The organism is Corynebacterium sp. HMSC074A09, assembly GCF_001811545.1.
Classification (GTDB): domain Bacteria; phylum Actinomycetota; class Actinomycetes; order Mycobacteriales; family Mycobacteriaceae; genus Corynebacterium; species Corynebacterium hiratae.
The window spans coordinates 1-17,863 of the sequence record NZ_KV805171.1; the positions used below are offsets into that span (position 1 = coordinate 1).

The window sequence follows — 17,863 nt, forward strand, 5'->3', positions numbered from 1 at the left end:
CAATTCGAACTTTTCTGCTCGCGTTGCTTCGCAGCGAAGAAGGCCGTCGCTTTTGACAAAAACTCATTATCCATCTTCGCTTCAGCCAGCTCCCGGCGCAGACGAGCATTCTCAGCACGAAGATCAGCTTCACTCATCCCATCGGAGGATCCTCGGCGCTCACGCTCGAGTTTGACCCACCGGCCCAAAAGCCCGGCGGAAACACCGATTTCCTTAGCCACATGAGCAATCGGCCGATCTGACTCGATTACCAGGTTCGCGGCTTCACGCCGGTACTCCGGCGTGTACTTCTTGCGCTGTTGACTCACAATGAACATCCTCTCCTACGGACACAGGATCCGTACAAATAGGGTGTCCACTAAACGAGGGTAACCTCACCATCGCGTGTGGATTATTAGGGTTGGTGGTGGAAAAGAAAAAGGTAGGCGGGCGTGTAGCGGTGGTGGTCATGGTCTCCCCCGAGATCAACATAAGTTAGAAGAAGTGTTCTAACCATGATTCTAGTACCACACACCCCACATAGCCATAGCCAGCACTAAATTCATGTCAAGTTGTCACTATAAACGGGGGTAGTCACCATGGGTTAGCCAGGACATTCGATACCGAATGATTTGAGTGGTGTCGCCTGTGTCCGCAACGAAAGGAAGAAAATGCGTATTAAAGGCAGCCTTTTGAGCCCTGTCTGAAACCTCGCCGGTGTCAGGGATAGACTGGGCACAGTTAACCGCACGAACACGTATGAAGGGATTGTCAATGACTATCAAGGTAGGCGTCTTGGGGGCTAAAGGGCGCGTGGGCCAAGCAATCGTGGAAGGCGTTAATGCGGCAGAGGATTTGGAGCTAGTTGCTTCCATCGACCGCGAGACCCCGTTGGAGAAGCTGGTTGAATCGGGTGCCGAGGTCGCCGTCGACTTCACCCAGCCGGCATCGGTCATGGACAATCTAGAGTTTTGCATCGCACATGGCATCCACGCTGTTGTGGGTACCACGGGGTTCGATGCAGGACGCCTAGCCAAGGTGGAGGAGTGGACTAAGAAAGAGGGCGCCGGCAACGTTCTCATTGCCCCGAACTTCGCTATTTCAGCTGTACTGACCATGGTGTTTGCCGCGCAGGCGGCGAAGTTCTTCGACAGTGCCGAGGTAGTTGAATACCATCACCCGAACAAGCTCGATGCGCCGTCCGGTACCGCGGTTCACACTGCGCAGGGTATTGCGAAGGCTCGCCAGGAGGCAGGCTTGGACGCTATGCCGGACAAGACCGAGCAGTCTCTCGATGGAGCGCGCGGCGCAGACGTCGATGGTGTTCACGTCCACGCAGTCCGTATGCAGGGAATGGTGGCTCATGAAGAAGTTATCTTCGGCACTCAAGGCCAGTCCTTGACCATCCGTCAGGATTCCTATGACCGCTCTTCCTTTACCCCCGGTGTTCTGCTGGGTGTACGAGAAATCGCATCCCACCCAGGCTTGACCGTGGGACTTGAGAAGTACTTGGGGCTGTAATGGCAAAGGTCTCTGAGCTTGATGTCCAGCTCATTGCGGCAACCGCATTCCATGCGCCGCGAGGAGTGGACTGGGAGGTTGATGAGGGGGCGTCGGAAAGCGAGGCTCTAGTCGAATTTGCCGGACGCGCCTGTTATGAGTCCTTCGACAAGCCGAATCCCCGTACCGCCTCAAATCAGGCCTATCTGCACCACATTCTGGAGGTAGGCCACGATGCATTGCTGGAGCATGCTACGGCGACGCTCTATATACGGGGACTATCGCGGTCGGCGTCGCATGAGCTGGTTCGCCACCGTCATTTCTCCTTCTCGCAGCTCTCGCAACGTTTCGTGCATTCCGAGGAGGCGGAGGTAGTCCTGCCCAAATTCATTGCGGAAGATGAACAGCTAACGCGGTTGACCCTCCAGGCGGCCGACGAAGCGAGGTTTGTCTACGAGGAGCTCCTCGACGCTCTCGAGTCCAAGTTGGAAGAGGAGCCAAATGCATTGCTGCGCAAGAAACAGGCTCGACAAGCAGCGCGTGCGGTATTACCTAATCTCACGGAATCCCGCATCGTCGTGACGGGAAACTATCGCGCGTGGCGTCACTTTATTGGCGCGCGGGCGACTGAACAAGCCGATACAGAGATGCGCCAGCTCGCCGTCACGTGCTTGAAGCTGTTGCGGGAGCAATCGCCGGTGCTTTTCGACGACTTCCATATCACCACCCTGGCTGACGGCACCGAAATGGCTTCGAGCCCGTACGCTTAAAGGCTTTGCAGGAGACTCGCGCACGACCCCGATGCGGCCAATAGGGGCGAAAGCAGGTAATCTTGACGCCTATGAGCACAGGTATGACAGCACAGGCAGGCGTCGACACCTTCGGACGCGTAGGCGTAGCTATGGTCACTCCATTTGACCAGGACGGCGCCTTGGACGTGTCCGCTGGTCGTCGCCTAGCAGCTCATTTGGTTGATAACGGCGTTGATTCGCTCATTTTGTCTGGGACCACGGGCGAATCACCGACGACGTCGTTGGATGAGAAACTGGAGCTGTTCGCAGCTGTAAAGGAAGAGGTAGGCGGCCGCGCTAAGTTGTGCGCTGGTGCGGGAACTAATAACACCGCCACCAGTATTGAGGCCGCGCGCGCTTTCGCTGATGCGGGAGCAGACAGCCTTCTGGTCGTGACCCCGTATTACTCCAAGCCTTCCCAGGCTGGTGTGTACGCGCACTTTACTGCTGTGGCTGACGCCGTGGACCTCCCCATTTGTCTGTACGACATCCCTGGCCGCTCGGGCATTCCGATTGAGACGGAGACCCTTCTTCGCCTCGCGGAGGTGCCGAACATCAAGGCTGTTAAGGACGCCAAGGGCGACCTTGTAGCAGCCGCACCGCTTATCCAGGAAACCGGTTTGGCATGGTACTCCGGAGATGACGGACTGAACTTGCCGTGGCTGGCCCTCGGTGCTTCGGGCGTTATTTCCGTGATTGGTCACCTCGCTCCGCGCGCCCTGGCTGATCTCTACGTGGCCTTCGATGAAGGCGATATTGCACGTGCACGAGAGATTAACGCGAAAACTTTGTCCCCGCTCGTCGAGGCGCAAGGCCGCCTCGGAGGAGCAACTCTTGTTAAGGCTGCCCTGCGTCTGCAGGGTATTGAAGTTGGAGAACCTCGTCTCCCAGTTACCGCGGCTGACGCGGAGGAGATCGAGGCTCTCCGCCACGATTTGGAAAAGGCTGGAGTCCTTTAAGAATGACTGAATCCCGTAATCGCTCCCGCAAGGTAACCCGTAAGGCGGGTCCGCCTTCGGAGACTGAGACCGCCTCGAATGAGGCGGCTTCGCCGGTTTTTCAAGCGCCGAACGAATCGGCTGCATCCGGCAATAATTCGAACGAGTCTAATAACTCGAATTCTGAGGACGGCAACCGCCGTTCTCGCTCCCGTGGTTCCCGTGGCGGCCGTGGTCGCGGTCGCGGCGGCAACAACAACCACAACAACGGTGGCCGCAACAACAATCGCAACCGTAATAACAACCGTGGCCGCCGCAACGTTCCCAAGTCCATGCAGGGCGCGGATCTGACGAAGCGTCTGCCGGAGCCGCCGAAGCAGCAGAAGGATTCGCTGCGTATTTATGCCCTGGGCGGTATTTCTGAGATCGGTCGTAACATGACCGTCTTCGAGTACCAGGACGAGATGCTCATCATCGACTGTGGCGTGCTCTTCCCGTCCTCCGGTGAGCCTGGCGTTGACCTGATCCTGCCGGACTTTGGCCCGATCGAGAAGAAGATTCACAAGGTCAAGGCTCTCGTTGTAACCCACGCTCACGAGGACCACATTGGTGCTATCCCGTGGCTGCTGAAGCTGCGCCCGGATATTCCAATCGTGGCATCGCGCTTTACCATCGCGCTGATTGCGGCGAAGTGTAAGGAGCACCGCCAGAAGCCGAAGTTCGTTGAGGTCAACGAGAAGTCGGATGTGAACTACGGTTTGTTCCGCTGCCGTTTTTGGGCAGTTAACCACTCCGTTCCGGATGCACTGGGCATCATGCTGGGCACCCCGGCTGGCAATATCATCCACACCGGTGACATCAAGCTGGACCAGACCCCGCTGGATAACCGTCCGACCGACCTTCCGGCGCTATCTCGCTACGGTGATGAGGGCGTCGACCTGATGCTCTGCGAATCCACCAACGCGAACATCCCGGGCGTTTCCGCATCCGAGGGAGATATCCCGGCTACCTTCCGCCGCCTGGTGTCCAATGCTAAGCAGCGCGTCATCATCGCAACCTTCGCGTCCAACGTGTACCGTGTACAGGCAGCTATCGACGCCGCCGTTTATGCTGGCCGCAAGGTTGCCTTCAACGGCCGCTCGATGATGCGCAACATGGAAATCGCCGAGAAGATGGGCTTCCTGAAGGTTCCGCGCGGAACCATCATCTCGATCGACGAGGCTGCCAAGATGGCACCGCACAAGGTCTTGCTCATCACCACCGGTACCCAGGGCGAGCCAATGGCTGCGTTGTCACGCATGGCACGCCGTGAGCACCGTCAGATCACCGTCCGCGACGGCGACCTCATCATCTTCTCCTCGTCCCTGATTCCGGGCAACGAAGAGGCCGTTTACGGTGTCATGAACATGCTCTCCCAGATTGGTGCTGAAGTTATCACCAACAAGGAAGCCAAGGTTCACGCCTCCGGCCACGGCTACGGCGGCGAGCTGCTCTTCCTGTACAACGCTGCGCGTCCGAAGAACGTTATGCCGGTCCACGGCGAGTGGCGTCACCTGCGTGCAAACAAGGAACTGGCAGTCTCCACTGGCGTTGACCGCGACCGCGTGGTTCTGGCACAGAACGGCGTTGTCGTTGATCTGCGCAACGGCCGTGCAGAGGTTGTTGGCCAGATTACCGTGGGTAACCTCTACGTCGATGGCGTCTCCATGGGTGACGTCGACGCAGATACCCTGGTAGACCGCACCAACCTCGGCTCTGGCGGCGTCGTTTCCATCACCTGTGTGATTGATAACCGCACGTCCCGGCTGCTTGAGCATCCGGCTGTATCCACCACTGGTTTCTCTGACGATGACCGCGGCATCGTGCCGGAGGTTGCCAAGTTGGTTGAGTCCACGATGAACGATCTCGCCGCTGAGGGCGAGAACGATACCTACCGCATGGTGCAGAAGCTGCGCCGTAAGGTCTCGAAGCTCATGGATTCCAAGTACAAGCGCGAGCCGGTCATTCTGCCGACCATCGTGCCGACGAACTCGGATGTCCTTATGCCTGACGACGACGAAGTTCACGCTTCCCGCGAATCGCTATAGCGTCACGGGTTTTCAGCGCCCCAGCGTTCCTACCGACCGTAGGTATGCTGGGGCGCATGTCGTTTTCTTCCGCAGAGCGCACCAAGATGGTGGCGTTATTCCATGAACTAGGCCCTGATGCCCCAACGTTGTGCGAAGGGTGGACGGCCCGCGACCTCGTGGCGCATCTCTGGATCCGCGAGAATCGCCCAGATGCCGCCATTGGCTTCTTCGTCCCAGCGCTGTCGTCCCATGCGGATAGCGTCATGACGGAAGTTCGTGCGCGAGAATTTGAGGAACTGGTGGACGCCTGGGGTAGGGGAGCAGGCAGGCTAAACCCGGCATGCTATATCGATTCAATACTTAACACTGCAGAACACTTTGTGCATCATGAAGATCTGCGCCGCGCCAATGGTCATACTGAACCGCGTGATTTCTCGGAAGCGGTGCAGAAGGAGTTGCTCACGCCGCTGAAGGTGCTGGGGCTTAGGCTGTTGGCGAACTCTCGCCTTCCAATCGTTCTGGAGCCGGCTGGATTTGCGCCACTCGTCGTGGCGGATAAACATCGTGTGGCAGCGAAGGGGGACAATGTGGTGCGGGTCCGTGGGGCAGTTTCCGAGTTGCTCCTATGGGCGTTCGGCCGCGAGGCGGCTCACGTCGAGATTGACGGGGATTCATCCGCCGTCGCCTGGTCAAGCTTGTAGGCTGAACTGTCCAAATTCTTCAGCGTACGCGTGTGGCGCATGTTGTTAATGGTGTGTTTGCTACTAAAGTGGCAGGCATGTCTGTCAAGAACGCTCCGTCTCGCGCCTCCGGCCGAGGTCGCACCGCCAATCGGTCGCGGCCGTCCGGCCGCACAAGCTATTCGCTGACCTCCGCAACCCGCGCTGCCGAGACCTCCGAAGAGAGGACCGGCAGCGCCTTTCGCGCCGTTGGACGCGGACTGGGAACCGTTTTTGGCGCTACCGCCCGAGGCGTGGGAAGCATGGCGCGGGGGGTCGGGCACGGCCTTGCCGGTCTCAAGCCGGTAGATGCGGGGAGTCGAGATGACGACCTCTATGACTCCGCCTACGATGCTGCTCATGACGAGGGTGCCTACGATGATTACGACGAGTTGAGGGAGCCAGGGGAAATTTCTGGACGCGCGAAGAACAAGAAAAAGAGCAACAAGGCCGATAGCGCTGCTCCGGCAAAGAGCAAGGTAACGCGGGCGCGTGACGTCGAAAGCGAGATGCCGACGACGGTCATGGAGCGCCCAGCTCACACTGAGAAGAGTATCCGCGTCTCCAATCCAGACGCGGTCGCTCTTGTGCTTATCGGCGTGGCCATCATCCTTGCTTGCGCCACGTGGTTCCAGGTGGCCGGCATCATCGGTGAGTACCTCACCAATGCTGTGCGCTATGTGGTTGGCGCGGGCGCCTATGTTCTTCCCGTCGCGCTGATCGCCGTCGCCATTGCGCTCATGATGGACTTGTCCGGTCCGGCGGGCCATTTCAAGCCGCGAGTGGTGGGCGGCACGGCCCTCATCGTGGTGTGCATGCTCAGTCTCATCCACATTTTTGCTGGGCTCCCGAAGCTGACCTGGAATAACAATGCTGCCGGGGAGGCAGGCGGTGCCATCGGCTTTGGAATCGGCGAGCTGCTCGTGGCGGCTTTTTCCAGCTATGTGGCGGTGCCGCTGCTCTTCCTGCTCATTGTGTACGGGGCGCTCAACATCACGGGCATTACCTTGCGCGAAGCTTATGACTTCGTGGCCGCCCAATTCTCCGCGCTCGTCGGCGGCCTGCGTGATCGCAAGAACCGTTCGTCCCAAGATGAGCTGCTTGACGACGCCCCTGCTGACGACTACGACTACGTCAGCGATGACATCGATGCCATTGCCGAGGGGCGTGAGCGTCCTGTGCGCCCGGCATACACTTCGCGACCGCGCCCGAAGCAGACACCGAAGCCGATGCCAAAGCAGATTCTGGATGACAATGCCACCGTCTCTTTCGACTCGGCAGCTCAGCCAGTAAGCCAGGAGCCCGTACAGCACGGCCGCCCGAGCTTTGATAGCCGCGCGGATGATACCGACGAGTTCCCCGTCGTACCGGATCCTGAGCCAGCCCCGCAGCCAACTCCGCAACCGGAGCAGAAAGTCGAACCAAAGCCAGAGCCCAAGCCAACACCGATGAAGCGTCCCCGCGTGGACGTCGGCGGTGCCGCCGGTGCAGCACTGGGAGCGGCGGCTGCCGAGGCGTCGGCAAGCGCAGCGTCGGCTGGCTCAGCGGGAGAGGACGTGGTCTCCGCCGCTCATTCCGAGGCAGTGCGCATGTTCCAGGAACGATCCGGACGTGATGCGCGAACGGGTGCCAAGATTGAGGATGAAGCCCAGAGCGTAGCCGAAGAAGCACCCGCAGCCCCGAGTGGTGCGGAAGACACTGCCCTGGGCGGCGGCTACGATGTGCCGACGACGGACCTGCTCACCGCCGGCAAACCTGCGAAGGCACGCACGGAGGCTAACGATCGCATCATCGAGGCCATCACCGAGGTCTTCGAGGAGTTCAAAGTCGATGCCCAGGTCACCGGTTTTAGCCGTGGTCCGACAGTCACGCGCTATGAGATCGAGCTGGGCCCTGGCGTCAAGGTCTCGAAGATTACGAACCTGCAGTCCAACCTGGCCTACGCCGTCGCGACGGATAACTTGCGCCTGCTCACCCCGATTCCAGGCAAGTCCGCAGTCGGCATTGAGGTGCCCAATGCGGACCGAGAGATGGTGCGTCTGCGCGACGTCCTGGATTCCCCGGCACTGCGTGCCGACCATGACCCCATGCTGATTGGCTTGGGCAAGGATATCGAAGGCGAGTACACCTCCTTCTCCGTGAAGAAGATGCCGCACCTGCTCGTGGCCGGCGCAACCGGTTCGGGTAAATCGGCGTTCGTGAACTCCATGCTGGTCTCGCTGTTGACCCGCGCGACTCCGGAAGACGTCCGCCTCATCCTCGTCGACCCGAAGATGGTGGAGCTCACCCCGTACGAAGGTATCCCGCACCTCATCACCCCCATCATCACGCAGCCGAAGAAGGCTGCGGCGGCCCTGCAGTGGCTGGTGGAGGAGATGGAGCAGCGCTACATGGACATGCAGGCTGCCCGCGTGCGCAAGATCGAGGACTTCAACCGGAAGGTCCGCAGTGGCGAATACCAGGCTCCTGCCGGCTCCCAACGAGAGATGCGCCCGTACCCGTACATCGTGTGCGTCGTGGATGAGCTCGCGGACCTCATGATGACGGCGCCGAAGGAAATTGAGGATTCCATCGTTCGCATTACTCAAAAGGCACGTGCGGCCGGTATCCACTTGGTGCTGGCAACGCAGCGCCCGTCCGTGGACGTTGTGACCGGTCTTATTAAGACCAACGTTCCTTCTCGTCTGGCTTTTGCGACGTCCTCGCTTACGGACTCTCGAGTCATCCTGGATCAGGGTGGAGCCGAGAAGCTCATCGGTATGGGCGATGGCCTCTTCATCCCGCAGGGCGGCCGCCCGGTGCGTATGCAGGGTGCGTTCGTCTCCGACGAGGAGGTGCAGGCGGTTGTCGACGCCGCGAAGGCACAGGGCTCGCCGAACTACACGGAAGGCGTGACGGACGATAAGGCCTCGGAGGCGAAGAAGGAGATCGACGAGGAGATCGGCAAGGATATGGACGATCTCTTGGAGGCCGTCGACCTTGTGGTCACCTCCCAGTTGGGCTCGACGTCGATGCTCCAGCGCAAGCTGCGCATCGGCTTTGCCAAGGCCGGTCGACTCATGGACCTCATGGAGTCGCGCGGTGTTGTCGGGCCTTCCGAAGGCTCCAAGGCACGTGAGGTTCTGGTCAAGCCGGAGGAGCTCGACACTATCATCTGGATGATCAAGGGCGCTGACCCAGCAGAGGCCCCGAAGGAGGTCCAAGACGCCGAAGGTGCCGGCGGGGTAGACGACGCTGAAGCCGATACCCGCACCGTTGAAATCTCCGCTAACCCCTCCACAGGTGCGTTCTAAGTTCCGTGTAGGATAGGACGAGTCTTGGAGGGGAGTACCCCAATCCACGGCGTCGATCGTCAACACGGCAACTGCGGTACAGTTCCCGGTCGCGTCGGCTAGCGAGGCTGTGACATCGGCTTGCTAGCGGGGGAGACCTCCGGTCTTTATTGTCGTGTCGACCGGAGGGATAACTCATTATGCATGTGCCACTATGGGTCTGGGCCATCACCATCGCGGTGATCCTAGGCTTCTTCATCTTCGACTTCTACAGTCATGTTCGTTCACCACATGAGCCGACCATTAAGGAATCCGGCGGCTGGACCCTGTTTTACATGGCGATGGCCGTTGTCTTTGGCGGAGTTGTGTGGGTGCTGTGGGACAGCGAACACGCGGCACAGTTCTACACCGGTTGGGTGACGGAACAGGCTTTGAGCGTGGATAACCTATTCGTGTTCTCGCTCATCATGGGCTCCTTCAAGATTCCCCGCAGGTATCAGCAGAAGGTATTGCTCATCGGTATCGTCCTAGCGCTGGTTTTCCGCCTTGTCTTCATCTTGATGGGCGCGGCCATTATTGCGGCATGGTCGGATGTCTTCTACCTGTTTGCCATCTTCCTTATTTACACCGCAGTCAAGCTGCTCATCGATGAGATCAACGGGACGCCCGAGACCGACCCCAACGACATGCTGGTAGTCAAGTGGCTGCGCAAAGTGATCCATGTGACCCCGCGCTACCACGGTGACAAGCTCACCCACCGTGAGGAATCCGGTGAGAAGAAGGGCAAATTCGCCCTGACGCCGCTTTTCGTTGCTTTGGCGGCTATCGGGCTGATCGACGTCATGTTTGCCTTCGACTCCATCCCAGCTATCTACGGCATTACCTCGGAGCCTTTCCTCGTCTTCACCACCAATGCCTTCGCTCTCATGGGGCTGCGCCAAATGTTCTTCCTCATTGATGGCCTGTTGGACCGCCTGGTCTACCTGCCTTATGGCCTGGGTATCATCTTGCTGTTCATCGGTGTCAAGTTGCTCTTCCACGCTTTGCATGAGAACAACGTGCCCTTCATCAACGGCGGCGAGAATGTCAGTGCGGTACCGGAAATTACGACCATGGTGTCGCTGCTGGTCATCGTTGGCGTCCTCTTCGTGACGGTGTTGTTGTCGGTGTGGAAGGACAAACGCGACCAAGCCCAGGGTGGTGTGGTGATTTCCCACAACCACTACGACTGGGACGATTATGGCAACAAGATCGTTCGCAACAAGGAGGGCGAGCTCGTCGGCAAGGCGGACGAACTTCCCAAGTCCGAGCTGCCTTAAACTCGGGCCGCGGGGATTTAGAAGGAATTAATAACGGGATTCCACTCGCGGAAAGCGCGCCCAGTAACAGCGCCTTCGGTGTAGAAGGGATCCTGGTCCATGAGGGCGATGACATCGGCCACCTTTACGGACTCATCCTCAAATTGCAGGACGATGAGCGCCCCGCCCTTGGAATCGGTGTAGGGGCCAGAGCCACAGATCTGGCCCTTGTCGTGGAGTGCGCCGATGAATTCGCGGTGCTTCGGGCGAACCTCAGCAATAACCGGGTTAGATGGATTGTATTCATAGGAAACTGCGAAATACTTCATACCGACCATGGTAGTGCTCGCTCGAGTGGCAGGGAGGCCACGGTAGGATGAAGAGCGTGAATGATTCTCAGGCTGCGCGCAACCAATCTCGAACCACGGATGTAAACCCCGAGGTCTCCAATTGGAACCTGCCCAACATCCTGACTAGTTTGCGCATCCTCTTTATCCCCCTGTTTGCCTGGCTGGTGCTCGCCGGCCATGAATGGTGGGCTTTCCTCTGCTTCGCGCTCTTGATGCTCACGGATAAGTTGGATGGCGATATTGCACGCGCGCGGGGACTCATCACTAACTTTGGCAAGATTGCGGACCCGATCGCGGATAAAGCCCTGATGACCGCGGCCCTCGTGTGCCTCAATATCACCGGGGCTTTGCCGGTGTGGATCACCGTGCTGATTCTGTTTCGCGAATTCGGCATTACGATTTGGCGCTTCTTCTTGCTGCGTCAAGGGAAGGTGGTGCCGGCTTCCCAAGGCGGAAAGCTCAAGACAGCGTTGCAGACTGTGGCGGTGGCGTTGTATCTTTGTCCGCTGCCAGGGTGGATGGACCTTCCGAGCCTCCTCGTTATGTTGGCCGCCGCCTTCGTTACCGTCCTGACCGGCATCCAGTACCTCATTGATGGCCATAGGGAGAACCAATGAGCATCGAGGCGCAACTAGTATCCACGCTCAGCGAACGCGGTGAAACTGTGGCGTTCTGTGAGTCCCTTACTGCTGGTCTAGCCGCTGCGACTGTGGCGTGCATCCCGGGAGCCTCGGCGGTGCTGCGGGGTGGGCTGGTGACGTATGCGACAGAGGTCAAGGCTCATTTTCTCAACACCACCGTGGAAGAACTTGAGGAGCAAGGCGTGGTGTCTGCTGCGACTGCTGCGCAGATGGCTGAGGCGGCGGTCGTTGAAACGCGTGCAGATTGGGGGGTAGGGCTGACTGGTGTAGCCGGGCCGGACCTCCAGGAAGGCAAACCCGCGGGCACGGTGTACGTGGGGTTATGCGGGAGGGGTGGCGGGGGCGTCGCCAAGCGCGGCGTCCTTTATGAGCTTCCTGCTGAGGGGCGCAACGCGATTCGTTTCGCTGCCATTGAGGCGGCATTGAGTCTTCTCCTATCAACTCTTGAAGAAAATTAGTTGATTGTGGGAACAAGTACGACTGCTGAGCCGTTGTACGGGGTGATGAACACTTCAGTTGCACTACTCGATAAACCCACCCAGTCCCCGGCGCGGTCGACGCGGACTCCTGAACCGCTGCTGCGTGAGGCCCTCGGATTAACGCTTCGCGCCTTCCGCGCGGATAAAGGCGTGACCCTCCGCGAACTCGCCGGTGTGGCGCGTGTTTCCCCGGGATATCTTTCGGAGCTGGAGCGTGGCCGCAAGGAGGTTTCCTCCGAGCTGCTGGCCTCTGTCTGCCATGCACTCGATGTCAGCGTCTCCGATGTCCTCATTGAGGCGGCCGGCTACATGGCGTTGCCGTCGATGGATGAGGAGCTCGCATCCACCGCACCCGCTGCATCGGAACTATAGAACCGCAACGGAATACTGTCTGCTTCGCTACTATTAGGCAGGCAGGAAATATTCTTGTTACACACCTTATTGACACAACAAACTGCTGAGAAAGGCACCTCCTGTTATGGCGAACCCATTCGTAAAAGCCTGGAAGTACTTGATGGCTCTCTTCGATTCCAAGATCGAGGAGAACGCCGACCCAAAGGTTCAGATTGAGCAGGCTATCGAGGAGGCGCAGCGCCAACACCAGGAGCTGTCACAGCAGGCCGCTGCGGTTATTGGTAATCAGCGCCAGCTGGAGATGCAGCTGAACCGTCGTTTGAGCGAGATTGAAAAGCTGCAGCAGAATACCCGTAACGCCCTAAGCCTTGCGGACAAGGCCCGTGCCGAAGGCGATGCACAGAAGGCGACCGAGTACGAGAATGCGGCTGAAGCCTTCGCCGCCCAGTTGGTTACCGCTGAGCAGTCTGTTGAGGACACTAAGAAGCTCCATGATCAGGCTCTACAGCAGGCGGAGCAGGCCAAGAAGGCCGTTGAACGCAACGGCATGGCGCTTCGTGAGAAGGTCAACGAGCGCTCCAAGCTGCTGTCGCAGCTCGAGCAGGCCAAGATGCAGGAGAAGGTCTCCGAGTCCCTCAACTCGATGAACGAGCTCTCCGCAAACGGTAACTCGCCTTCCCTGGATGCTGTGCGTGACAAGATTGAGCGTCGCTACTCCAAGGCCCTGGGCCAGGCAGAGCTCGCCGAGAACTCAGTGTCTAACCGCATGCAGGAGATCGAGCAGGCTGGCGTGCAACTGGCTGGCCACTCCCGTCTCGAGCAGATCCGTGCGGAAATGAATAACCCGAAGGCAGTGGAGGGAAACTCCCAGCAGGCAATCGGTTCGGCAGAGGCTAAGGCTCAGCCGAACGTGCAGGACGATGCCGTCCAGGCTCGCCTACGCGAGTTGCGCGGAGAATAAGGCTTAGTCGCCGACGCCGCGGGCTTGAAGCGCCTCACCCATCGCGCGTGCTCGGCGGATTGAGCGAATGATAACCGGGGTGCCAAAGGCAGTTAGAGATGCCGTGGCACCCCGGGCTTTTCGTGCGTCCAGTACCTCGACGACTGTTCCCAGCATGAGCGGGAGCAGACGAATGGTGAGAGACATGGCCAGCGTGATGTTCTCAACAGGGATGCCCAGCCGCCCTAGGGGCGCGAGGGCGCGGTCGAGGGAGTCCATCATCTCCGACACCTTCGTTGTCAGCGTCAGCAGCACCGCCGCGCTGATCGCTGCGTAGATGGTGAGAAACATGATCGCGGCCGACAGCAAATCCTTCTGCCACCACTGAAAAGCTGCGAGCGCAACGAGGAGGTAGAGCGGAGGAACAAGCTGTCCGAGTGCGACGCGAAACGGGATGCGGGCGACGGGAAAGAGCACGAGTGGGAGGAAGAGGCTGGCCGCCGCCCAAGGAAGCGTGTGCACGGCGAGCGAGGTCACGAGGATGAAGCCGATGAGCACGAGGAATTTCACCGCGGCCGGTATGCGATGAATGATGGTATCGGCGTCGACGTAGTAGCCGAGGGGGATGTTTTTAGGCATGACTCTAGAGCGGGCGGGATTTCATGAGTTCGGTGTAGAAGGAAATGACCTTGGCGGGAGGTCCGTCGGCTACGACGTGGTGGTTATCGATGCACAGAACGCGATCGAAATCAGAGACAAAGTCAAGGTCATGGGTAACCACGATGAGTTGCTGTTCGAGCTGCGCAAATTCGCGGCGAATGCGATCGCGGTTGCGCAGATCTAGCAAGGTCGTGGGTTCGTCAGCGATGATGACGGTGGGTTCCATGACAAGCACTGCCGCCAACGCGAGGAGCTGCTTCTGCCCGCCGGAGAGAGTGTGCGGGGACTGCTCAGCTAGCGGCGTCAGGCCGAAGCGCTCGAGGACGGCGTCGACGCGCGCGGTGCGCTCCTTACGAGACAGCTTGAGCCGGCGAAGGGAGAATTCTACGTCATCGCGCACGTGCGGCATGACGATCTGGTTCTCCGCATCAGAAAACACGAAGCCCACTTGGCGGCGAATCTCCTTGCCGCGCTTGGCGACGTCCACGTTGTCCACCAAGACTTCACCACGTGAAGGTTCACCAAGACCGTTGATGAGCCGGACAAGAGTGGATTTCCCGCCACCATTGGCACCGATGATGCCGATGCGCTGTTCGCTTAATGAGAGAGAAATATCCTTGAGCACCGTTGTTTCGTCGAAGGTGACGGAAACGTTGCGGAAGTCAATCTGCGGCACTGGTGCTACTTTGCCTTGGCGCGGCGACCCATCAGGTCGGGGAATGCTGCGTGGACACCGACGGCGATGACAACCATCACGGCGACCTTAATGAGATCGGGGATGACGAACGGGCCCTGAGCCACGGCGGCCGCCCCGAAGGACATGTCAGAGCGGACCATCAGGCCAACAATGCCGCACAAGTACTGCACGGCCAGGCCGACGACGCCGGCGATGGCGAGGACTACCGTCATGCCTCCTTTGCTTCTCGGCGCGCGGTAGGCGATGAAGCCGGCGATGGCGGGTGAGACGACGTAGCCGACAAGGTAGCCCACGGTGGGGCCGGCAATGGCGCTCAGGGCACTGCGGCCGCCGGCAAGGATGGGAAGGCCGACGAGGCCGAGAGCTATGAAGAGTAGACCGACGAAAAAGCCACGGCGGCCACCAAGGACGAGGCCAGCCAGGATGATGACGGCGTTTTGAAGAACGATGGGCACGCCCACGGTAGGCGTAGGGATAGAGACGAACGCAAAGACTATGATGAGCGCGGTGAAGACCGCGACGTACGCGATATCAGTCGCGACGGAATTCTTTTTCATGGGCCAAAGTTTATCTAGTAGCTTAATAATGCAGCAAATAGGCACTTTTGAACAGTGTTCAAGCATGGCTTTTAGGGCTTGAAACTACCCCGAACGGGGTAATCTCGAGGCATGGCAAATAGAAAGAAGATGGAGCATGTCTTAGGGCTTGCTCGTGTCAGTGTGGTAGCGCTTCTTTCCGGTATCGCGCTGGGGAGCGTGGCTGGATGTTCGTTGATAGGTTCCGCGAATGTCATCGAAAATATCGAAGAAGCGGCCGGGGTGGAGGAAGGGGAGCCTGGCAGCGTCGACATGCGCGTCGGCGACATCTTCGATTCCGAATATCACCGCGTAATCTTCATCTGCCCTGGGGCTGTCGAGGAGGATGTCATAAACGCTAGTGGAGGAACCTGGCAGGGCGGTACCGACGAGGATGATGAATGGGTGCCGCCAAGCTCGGGGAGTGTTGAGATTTATCGGGATGCGCAGGGGCGTGGAGCGTCGAAGTATATGAGCAGCAGGGCCTCTCTTGATGAGCTGGATCTCTGTAGCGCGCTGGGCGGGGTAGTTGCCGTACTGCCGGCTGATGAGCAGGTGTCTTTCGTCCGTACCGAGCAGGGTGGCCCCTGGAAACTTCGCTAGGCGGCGAGGCGTTGGATTAGGTCTCAGGCACGCGCGCTGCTCGAATGGGCAATCGAACACTTGTGTGTGTATTGTGGGTTGTGGTCTGGTGGAAACGTTAGGGTACTTTCGTGGCATGTGATGGAACCGGAGCGATGCCGGAAAACACAATGCGACGGGCCTGGGAACCGAAGTTGCTTCATGGCAGTCTAACTAGGTGCCCCCATTTAATGACATACAGCACTGCACACTAACTGACGCACGATAGTGAGGAAATAAATGGCTACGAAAAAGAAGTCCTCGGCGGCTAGCAAGGGCGATGATCGTCAAAAAGCCCTCGATGCCGCAATGGCGATGATTGAGAAGGATTTTGGCAAAGGAGCCGTCATGCGTCTTGGTGACGATGACCGCCCGCCAATCCAGGCCATTTCCTCCGGGAATACGGCCATCGACATTGCGCTGGGCGTCGGTGGCTTCCCGCGCGGTCGCATCGTAGAGATTTATGGACCTGAATCCTCGGGTAAAACCACCGTTGCTCTGCACGCCATCGCATCGGCGCAGAAGAACGGCGGCATCGCGGCGTTTATCGATGCGGAGCACGCGCTCGATCCTGAGTACGCGCGTCTGCTTGGCGTGGACACGGATAACCTCTTGGTTTCCCAGCCGGATACCGGTGAGCAGGCTCTGGAAATCGCAGATATGCTCGTGCGCTCTGGCGCCATCGACATCATCGTGATTGACTCCGTAGCCGCCTTGACGCCCAAGGCGGAAATTGAGGGTGAGATGGGAGATAGCCACGTTGGCCTCCAAGCCCGTCTCATGTCCCAAGCGCTGCGCAAGATGACGGGTGCTCTGTACAACTCCGGGACTACCGCCATCTTCATCAACCAGCTGCGTGAAAAGATCGGCGTGATGTTTGGCTCACCGGAAACGACCACGGGTGGTAAGGCGCTGAAGTTCTATGCCTCTGTGCGCTGCGATATCCGCCGAATCCAAACCTTGAAGGACGGCCAGGATGCCATTGGTAACCGCACCAAGCTCAAGGTGGTGAAGAACAAGGTGTCCCCGCCGTTCAAGATCGCTGAGTTCGACATCATGTACGGCGAAGGCATTTCGCGCGAGTCTTCCATCATTGACTTGGGTGTCGAACACGGGTTCATTAAGAAGTCTGGCTCGTGGTTTACCTACGAAGGCGATCAGCTGGGGCAGGGCAAGGAAAAGGCCCGCAACTTCCTCAAGGACAACCCCGATCTAGCGGATGAGATTGAGAAGAAGATCTTCGTCAAGCTCGGCGTGGGTGCTGCCGCAGCCGAAGCTGGTGAGGACGTCGCCATGGATGTGCCGGGTGCAGACGATCCGCTGACGGATGAGGCTGTGGATCTGGTACCGAACGTTGATTTCGACGACGACTAAACAGGCGCAATGGCACAACCTTCACCAGAGAAGCTAGAGAAGCTACGTCAAGCTCTCGAGTCCTATGAATCGGGGGACGCGGGTGGCCAGCTTGTTGATGCGAATGCTGAAGCAGCGAAGGCGCCCGTGCGCTCCCGAGCATTAGGCTTGCTAGATCAACGTGCACGTTCCCGCAAGGAACTGCGTGACCGGCTTGTCGCGGCGGACTTTGAGCCCGATGTGGTCGAGGACGTGGTCGATGACCTTGCAGGGGTGGGGCTCGTTGATGATGAAACCTTCGCCAAGGAGTGGGTGCGGCAGCGCCACGCGCGGCGCGGTAAGTCGGCCCGTGCCCTCAATGTGGAACTCAAGGAGAAGGGTGTTGAGGCCGCCGATCGCGCAGCGGCCCTAGAGCAGATTACCGAGGAATCTGAGGAGGCCGTAGCGCGCCGCGTAGCGGAGAAAAAGGCGCGAACCTTGAAGAGTGTTCCCGCCGACCGCCATGAGAGGGACAAGTTCCTGCGTCGCATTGTAGGAACACTCGCGCGGCGCGGCTATCGCCAGGAGCTGGTGATGCGTATTTCCATCGAAGTGCTGGATGCGCGCATCGCCGAGCTCTCCTAGCTG

19 protein-coding genes are annotated in these 17,863 nt (G+C 59.0%); 14 read left to right on the forward strand and 5 right to left on the reverse strand.

What is annotated here, in order from left to right:
- The coding region (locus HMPREF2807_RS11435; RefSeq protein ID WP_232751677.1) for a transposase at nucleotides 1-308 on the reverse strand (308 nt) is incomplete at its 3' end.
- 445 nt (nucleotides 309-753) lie between these two features.
- On the opposite strand from HMPREF2807_RS11435, the gene dapB reads away from it, so the two are divergent.
- The 7 genes from dapB to HMPREF2807_RS11470 all read left to right on the forward strand — a co-directional run bounded on the left by dapB (nucleotide 754) and on the right by HMPREF2807_RS11470 (nucleotide 10,587).
- Nucleotides 754-1,500 (forward strand): 4-hydroxy-tetrahydrodipicolinate reductase, encoded by a 747-nt coding sequence (dapB, locus tag HMPREF2807_RS11440; RefSeq protein WP_070513043.1) that lies wholly within the window; start codon nucleotides 754-756, stop codon nucleotides 1,498-1,500.
- Entirely contained in the window at nucleotides 1,500-2,249 is a 750-nt protein-coding gene (thyX, locus tag HMPREF2807_RS11445) for an FAD-dependent thymidylate synthase (protein WP_070513046.1), read from the forward strand. The genes dapB and thyX overlap by 1 nt, the downstream gene beginning before the upstream one ends.
- A 71-nt stretch (nucleotides 2,250-2,320) precedes the next feature.
- The gene (dapA, locus tag HMPREF2807_RS11450; protein WP_049157584.1) at nucleotides 2,321-3,229 is read left to right on the forward strand and encodes a 4-hydroxy-tetrahydrodipicolinate synthase; all 909 of its coding nucleotides are present in this window, start codon (nucleotides 2,321-2,323) and stop codon (nucleotides 3,227-3,229) included.
- Nucleotides 3,230-3,231: 2 nt separating this feature from the next.
- Nucleotides 3,232-5,295: a ribonuclease J gene (locus HMPREF2807_RS11455; RefSeq protein WP_083306723.1), complete on the forward strand. Its 2,064-nt coding sequence runs from the start codon at nucleotides 3,232-3,234 to the stop codon at nucleotides 5,293-5,295.
- Between the two features lie 44 nt (nucleotides 5,296-5,339).
- On the forward strand, nucleotides 5,340-5,978 hold the full coding sequence (locus HMPREF2807_RS11460; RefSeq protein WP_070513049.1) for a TIGR03085 family metal-binding protein: 639 nt from the start codon (nucleotides 5,340-5,342) through the stop codon (nucleotides 5,976-5,978).
- 77 nt (nucleotides 5,979-6,055) lie between these two features.
- Nucleotides 6,056-9,289 carry a DNA translocase FtsK 4TM domain-containing protein gene (locus tag HMPREF2807_RS11465; protein ID WP_070513052.1) on the forward strand — a complete coding sequence of 1,078 codons (3,234 nt, stop codon included), beginning with the start codon at nucleotides 6,056-6,058 and terminating at the stop codon, nucleotides 9,287-9,289.
- Between the two features lie 179 nt (nucleotides 9,290-9,468).
- Entirely contained in the window at nucleotides 9,469-10,587 is a 1,119-nt protein-coding gene (locus HMPREF2807_RS11470; RefSeq protein WP_070513055.1) for a TerC family protein, read from the forward strand.
- A gap of 17 nt (nucleotides 10,588-10,604) precedes the next feature.
- Here HMPREF2807_RS11470 and HMPREF2807_RS11475 read toward each other — a convergent pair whose 3' ends face one another.
- A complete protein-coding gene (locus HMPREF2807_RS11475; protein ID WP_010190299.1) occupies nucleotides 10,605-10,895 on the reverse strand; it encodes a YciI family protein in 291 nt (96 codons plus the stop codon).
- A 47-nt stretch (nucleotides 10,896-10,942) separates the two neighbouring features.
- Here HMPREF2807_RS11475 and pgsA point away from each other — a divergent pair, with 47 nt between their 5' ends.
- The 4 genes from pgsA (at nucleotide 10,943) to HMPREF2807_RS11495 (ending at nucleotide 13,351) form a co-directional block, all read left to right on the forward strand.
- On the forward strand, nucleotides 10,943-11,533 hold the full coding sequence (pgsA, locus tag HMPREF2807_RS11480; RefSeq protein WP_198531099.1) for a CDP-diacylglycerol--glycerol-3-phosphate 3-phosphatidyltransferase: 591 nt from the start codon (nucleotides 10,943-10,945) through the stop codon (nucleotides 11,531-11,533).
- Complete coding sequence (locus HMPREF2807_RS11485) at nucleotides 11,530-12,015, forward strand: nicotinamide-nucleotide amidohydrolase family protein (RefSeq protein ID WP_049157575.1); 486 nt, start codon at nucleotides 11,530-11,532, stop codon at nucleotides 12,013-12,015. Before pgsA ends, HMPREF2807_RS11485 begins: the two co-directional genes overlap by 4 nt.
- A gap of 45 nt (nucleotides 12,016-12,060) precedes the next feature.
- A complete protein-coding gene (locus HMPREF2807_RS11490) occupies nucleotides 12,061-12,408 on the forward strand; it encodes a helix-turn-helix domain-containing protein (RefSeq protein ID WP_049157573.1) in 348 nt (115 codons plus the stop codon).
- Nucleotides 12,409-12,514: 106 nt separating this feature from the next.
- Nucleotides 12,515-13,351: a PspA/IM30 family protein gene (locus HMPREF2807_RS11495; RefSeq protein WP_046649352.1), complete on the forward strand. Its 837-nt coding sequence runs from the start codon at nucleotides 12,515-12,517 to the stop codon at nucleotides 13,349-13,351.
- 3 nt (nucleotides 13,352-13,354) lie between these two features.
- Here HMPREF2807_RS11495 and HMPREF2807_RS11500 read toward each other — a convergent pair whose 3' ends face one another.
- From HMPREF2807_RS11500 to HMPREF2807_RS11510, 3 genes are read right to left on the reverse strand one after another with little or no spacing between them, the layout of a single operon-like run.
- Nucleotides 13,355-13,969 carry an energy-coupling factor transporter transmembrane component T family protein gene (locus HMPREF2807_RS11500; RefSeq protein WP_046649353.1) on the reverse strand — a complete coding sequence of 205 codons (615 nt, stop codon included), beginning with the start codon at nucleotides 13,967-13,969 and terminating at the stop codon, nucleotides 13,355-13,357.
- A 4-nt stretch (nucleotides 13,970-13,973) separates the two neighbouring features.
- Nucleotides 13,974-14,666 carry an energy-coupling factor ABC transporter ATP-binding protein gene (locus HMPREF2807_RS11505; protein WP_070513057.1) on the reverse strand — a complete coding sequence of 231 codons (693 nt, stop codon included), beginning with the start codon at nucleotides 14,664-14,666 and terminating at the stop codon, nucleotides 13,974-13,976.
- Nucleotides 14,667-14,671: 5 nt separating this feature from the next.
- Nucleotides 14,672-15,244, reverse strand: a complete 573-nt coding sequence (locus HMPREF2807_RS11510; protein WP_070513060.1) for a biotin transporter BioY — start codon at nucleotides 15,242-15,244, stop codon at nucleotides 14,672-14,674.
- A gap of 111 nt (nucleotides 15,245-15,355) precedes the next feature.
- On the opposite strand from HMPREF2807_RS11510, the gene HMPREF2807_RS11515 reads away from it, so the two are divergent.
- The 3 genes from HMPREF2807_RS11515 (at nucleotide 15,356) to recX (ending at nucleotide 17,860) form a co-directional block, all read left to right on the forward strand.
- A complete protein-coding gene (locus tag HMPREF2807_RS11515) occupies nucleotides 15,356-15,865 on the forward strand; it encodes a hypothetical protein (protein ID WP_158010540.1) in 510 nt (169 codons plus the stop codon).
- Between the two features lie 258 nt (nucleotides 15,866-16,123).
- Nucleotides 16,124-17,257, forward strand: coding sequence for a recombinase RecA (gene recA / locus HMPREF2807_RS11520; RefSeq protein WP_046649357.1), 1,134 nt, complete (start codon nucleotides 16,124-16,126; stop codon nucleotides 17,255-17,257).
- 9 nt (nucleotides 17,258-17,266) lie between these two features.
- Nucleotides 17,267-17,860, forward strand: coding sequence for a recombination regulator RecX (gene recX, locus HMPREF2807_RS11525; protein ID WP_046649358.1), 594 nt, complete (start codon nucleotides 17,267-17,269; stop codon nucleotides 17,858-17,860).
- Nucleotides 17,861-17,863 lie beyond the last annotated feature (3 nt).

Bases quoted from the DNA above. Each gene is read 5' to 3' on its own strand.
- dapB (WP_070513043.1), top strand. From the start codon at position 754: ATGACTATCAAGGTAGGCGTCTTGGGGGCTAAAGGGCGCGTGGGCCAA.
- thyX (WP_070513046.1), top strand. From the start codon at position 1,500: ATGGCAAAGGTCTCTGAGCTTGATGTCCAGCTCATTGCGGCAACCGCA.
- dapA (WP_049157584.1), top strand. From the start codon at position 2,321: ATGAGCACAGGTATGACAGCACAGGCAGGCGTCGACACCTTCGGACGC.
- HMPREF2807_RS11455 (WP_083306723.1), top strand. From the start codon at position 3,232: ATGACTGAATCCCGTAATCGCTCCCGCAAGGTAACCCGTAAGGCGGGT.
- HMPREF2807_RS11460 (WP_070513049.1), top strand. From the start codon at position 5,340: ATGCTGGGGCGCATGTCGTTTTCTTCCGCAGAGCGCACCAAGATGGTG.
- HMPREF2807_RS11465 (WP_070513052.1), top strand. From the start codon at position 6,056: ATGTCTGTCAAGAACGCTCCGTCTCGCGCCTCCGGCCGAGGTCGCACC.
- HMPREF2807_RS11470 (WP_070513055.1), top strand. From the start codon at position 9,469: ATGCATGTGCCACTATGGGTCTGGGCCATCACCATCGCGGTGATCCTA.
- HMPREF2807_RS11475 (WP_010190299.1), bottom strand. From the start codon at position 10,895: ATGAAGTATTTCGCAGTTTCCTATGAATACAATCCATCTAACCCGGTT.
- pgsA (WP_198531099.1), top strand. From the start codon at position 10,943: ATGAAGAGCGTGAATGATTCTCAGGCTGCGCGCAACCAATCTCGAACC.
- HMPREF2807_RS11485 (WP_049157575.1), top strand. From the start codon at position 11,530: ATGAGCATCGAGGCGCAACTAGTATCCACGCTCAGCGAACGCGGTGAA.
- HMPREF2807_RS11490 (WP_049157573.1), top strand. From the start codon at position 12,061: ATGAACACTTCAGTTGCACTACTCGATAAACCCACCCAGTCCCCGGCG.
- HMPREF2807_RS11495 (WP_046649352.1), top strand. From the start codon at position 12,515: ATGGCGAACCCATTCGTAAAAGCCTGGAAGTACTTGATGGCTCTCTTC.
- HMPREF2807_RS11500 (WP_046649353.1), bottom strand. From the start codon at position 13,969: ATGCCTAAAAACATCCCCCTCGGCTACTACGTCGACGCCGATACCATC.
- HMPREF2807_RS11510 (WP_070513060.1), bottom strand. From the start codon at position 15,244: ATGAAAAAGAATTCCGTCGCGACTGATATCGCGTACGTCGCGGTCTTC.
- HMPREF2807_RS11515 (WP_158010540.1), top strand. From the start codon at position 15,356: ATGGCAAATAGAAAGAAGATGGAGCATGTCTTAGGGCTTGCTCGTGTC.
- recA (WP_046649357.1), top strand. From the start codon at position 16,124: ATGGCTACGAAAAAGAAGTCCTCGGCGGCTAGCAAGGGCGATGATCGT.
- recX (WP_046649358.1), top strand. From the start codon at position 17,267: ATGGCACAACCTTCACCAGAGAAGCTAGAGAAGCTACGTCAAGCTCTC.